Origin of the sequence: Streptomyces sp. NPDC048484, assembly GCF_040651415.1 — a bacterium.
Lineage (GTDB): Bacteria > Actinomycetota > Actinomycetes > Streptomycetales > Streptomycetaceae > Streptomyces.
In genome coordinates this window covers 1-2273 of the sequence record NZ_JBEZJY010000130.1, presented here as the reverse complement: position 1 = coordinate 2273, position 2273 = coordinate 1, and the positions used below count along the sequence as shown (strand labels likewise).

The 2273-nt window shown below is 66.4% G+C and carries 3 protein-coding genes; 2 read left to right on the top strand and 1 reads right to left on the bottom strand.

Annotation, left to right across the window (positions count from 1 at the left end):
* Positions 1–8: 8 nt before the first annotated feature.
* Positions 9–116 (top strand): IS3 family transposase, encoded by a 108-nt coding sequence (locus AB0D14_RS44860; RefSeq protein WP_362791284.1) that lies wholly within the window; start codon positions 9–11, stop codon positions 114–116.
* On the top strand, positions 113–1138 hold the full coding sequence (locus AB0D14_RS44855) for a site-specific integrase (protein WP_362791281.1): 1026 nt from the start codon (positions 113–115) through the stop codon (positions 1136–1138). Before AB0D14_RS44860 ends, AB0D14_RS44855 begins: the two co-directional genes overlap by 4 nt.
* 24 nt (positions 1139–1162) lie before the next feature.
* On the opposite strand, the gene AB0D14_RS44850 is transcribed toward AB0D14_RS44855, so the two are convergent.
* The gene (locus AB0D14_RS44850; protein ID WP_362791278.1) at positions 1163–2065 is read right to left on the bottom strand and encodes a DUF3626 domain-containing protein; all 903 of its coding nucleotides are present in this window, start codon (positions 2063–2065) and stop codon (positions 1163–1165) included.
* Positions 2066–2273 lie beyond the last annotated feature (208 nt).

Sequence of the window (2273 nt, the reverse complement as noted above, 5' to 3'; positions counted from 1 at the left end):
TCCAGTGGCTGACCTACTACAACGCCCGCAGGCGCCACAGCGCACTCAACTACCTCTCGCCAGCCGAATTCGAACAGCAGCATCTGCGAGCAGCTAAACTCTCAATCGCGGCATGAGCCCCTGTGTCCACACTCCGGGGGACGCCTCATTCTGGGCCTGGGCCATCATCGAGACGCTTCGGCACACTGGCGTACGGCTGGAGGAGTTGCTGGAAATCACGCACCTCGCGTTGGTTTCCTATCGGCTCCCCGACACCGGCGAGATCGTGCCCTTGTTGCAGATCATCCCATCGAAGGGAAACGAGGAACGGCTCCTGCTGGTCGGCCCCGAGCTCGCCAGCGTCCTCGCCACCGTGATCACCCGGCTCCGCGGGGACAACGCTGGCACGATCCCTCTCGTCGCGCGCTACGACTACCACGAGCTGGTCACCGGGCCTCCGCTGCCGCACCTCTTCCAGCGCCGGATCGGCTGGAAACGCGACGTCATCAGCACGAACACGCTCTACCAGCTGCTCAACGACAGCCTGGCCCGAGCTGCCCTCACCGACCAGACGGGCGGGCCCCTGCACTTCACGCCGCACGACTTCCGAAGGATCTTCGCGACCGAGGCTGTCGCCGGCGGACTGCCCGTCCATATCGCCGCTCGTTTGCTCGGCCATACCAGCACGAGCACCACGGAGGCGTACCTGACCGTCTTCCAGGAGGACCTTATCCGCTCCTACCGAGCCTTCCTCGACCAGCGGCGAGCGACCCGCCCCGCAGAGGAATACCGCGAACCCACGACGGACGAATGGCGCGAGTTCCAGGAACACTTCCACACCCGAAAGCTGGAACTCGGCGACTGCGCAAGGCCCTATGGAACCCCGTGCCAGCATGAGCACTCGTGCCTGCGCTGCCCGATGCTACGGATTTCCCCCAGGCAGCGGCCCCGGCTGATCGAGATCATCCGCAACCTCGCCGAGCGCATCGCAGAGGCGCGGACGAACGGTTGGCTCGGCGAAGTCCAAGGACTCCAAGTCAGCCTCACCAAGGCCAAGGAGAAGCTCGTTGCCCTCGACCGCACTCTGGAACGCAGCCGCAGCACCGGCCAGGACGGTCCCACTGACCTCGGCATGCCCGTGATCGCCAAGCCGCAGTGATCTCACCGAAGGCTGACACGGCGCTCACCGACTTCCCGGTTCCGAGAAGCAGCAGGTGGCGACCAGATTCGGGGTTTCACTGCGGGCAAGGGGCGGCGCGCCGAAGCGCGCCAGGCAATGCCAGACCTTCTTGAGCGCCTGAGGATCGTAGCGGCCGGAGGCGACGGCCGAGCCGATGATGCGAGGATCGAGGTTGCCGTTGGCCGCGATCTCGGCGCCCAGGTCGACGTACTCTTGCCCGCGGTAGTCCGGGTGGCGCCGCAGATGCTCCACGGTTAAGTGGTAGCCAGGGTGCCATTCGACGGGGCACGGGAGTCGGCGGGCATCGGCTTCTACGGCTGTCCCGCGATAGCTGGGATCCATGACCAGTGCCTCCACGTCACGGTCAAGCCTGACCGGCCCGTGGATCTGTGCCTCGATGTGACCGTCCAAGGCGTCCAGCGCGTCGGCCTCGGCCAAGTCGATCAGGGCAAACCGGCTCGCGACACCAAATGCCGAAGGATCGGTCGAGCTGTCCGGGTAGCAGAACGTCGCGCGTTCGAGGGTGTGGGCAGCGAGCCTGAAGTACGAGGAGCCAAATCGCGGCGCCCCGCCGACGGACGCGTGCCGGTAGTTCAACGCGCCGTAGACCGGCCGCTCGTGAGCTGCGGCGCAGTCATAGACGCCACCGAAGATACGGCTCTCCCAGCGCCACCGATCACCACCCGGACACGCGGTCAGACCGCCGTTGCTGGTGCCGGTCACGAACTGCGAGCGGTAGACGCCGTCCTCCGCCATCGTGAGAAGGATCGGACGCTCGCCCACCAGGCGATCGGGATGGAAGTTCACCGTCAACCGCAGCCGCGAATCGAGTGGGCGCCCGGCCGACAGGGCCGCCACATGCCGCAGAGCCTTCTCCTGCAGCCACCAGGAAACGTCACTACCCATCCGCGCAGTGTGCACGAACGCCTTCCTGCACGGCACCCGGTATTTCGCGGCCTCACGCCACCAAGCCGTAGTCCGGATAATCGTCCGACATCGCCCGGAAGGCGATGTCCGGGCCCGGGTCTGGGAGCGGTGGCGTCGTATGGTCCGCGAGAACGGCGGTCAGCTGGACGAGCTGAAGGCCGGCTTCACCGGCCTGGGCGTGGACACC

Excerpts from the sequence above, each read along its gene's own strand:
- AB0D14_RS44855 (WP_362791281.1), top strand. The coding sequence starts at position 113 with ATGAGCCCCTGTGTCCACACTCCGGGGGACGCCTCATTCTGGGCCTGG.
- AB0D14_RS44850 (WP_362791278.1), bottom strand. The coding sequence starts at position 2,065 with ATGGGTAGTGACGTTTCCTGGTGGCTGCAGGAGAAGGCTCTGCGGCAT.